A 503-nucleotide genomic window follows, 5' to 3' on the forward strand; every position below is an offset into this window, starting at 1 on the left:
CCCGGCTCCCGCGGCGCACTGGTGCTCCATGAAAAGGTCGTCAAGAAAATTGCCGCTCAGGCGGCCGGGGAGGCCAGCGTCACCGGAGGCTCCTCGGGAGGATTCCTCGGCATCGGCTCCCGCCCCGATTTTTCGGCCCGCCCCCGCGCGGAGGTGGAACTCTCCGGCAACATCGCAACCCTGTCGGTAACCGTGGGGCTGCGCTATCCGGTGCCGCTGCGGCAGGCCACCGAAGAGCTGCGCCAGCGGATCATGGACCGCGTCACAGCCCTGACCGGGCTCGACGTGCGCCAGGTCGACATCACCGTCTCCTGGCTCACCGCCTCCGAGGACGGCAGCGGGCCCAGGAGGCTGTTATGAGCAGGACCGACGCCCGGTCCACGCCCCTGCGCCACCGGCCCAGCCGCGCCATCCCGGCTCTCATCATCGGACTGCTGATGCTGGGGGCGGGCATCACCCTGACCTGGCTCTCGATCGCTCGCCTGGCCGAGGGCATGTGGCCC

1 protein-coding gene is annotated in these 503 nt (G+C 70.4%); it reads left to right on the plus strand.

Annotated elements, in window-relative coordinates; all coding sequences use genetic code 11:
* On the plus strand, positions 1–360 hold a 360-nt coding region (locus AC5RWU_RS24560; protein ID WP_493986778.1), incomplete at its 5' end, for an Asp23/Gls24 family envelope stress response protein.
* Positions 361–503 lie beyond the last annotated feature (143 nt).

Source organism: Arthrobacter sp. B0427-1-12, from assembly GCF_059092905.1.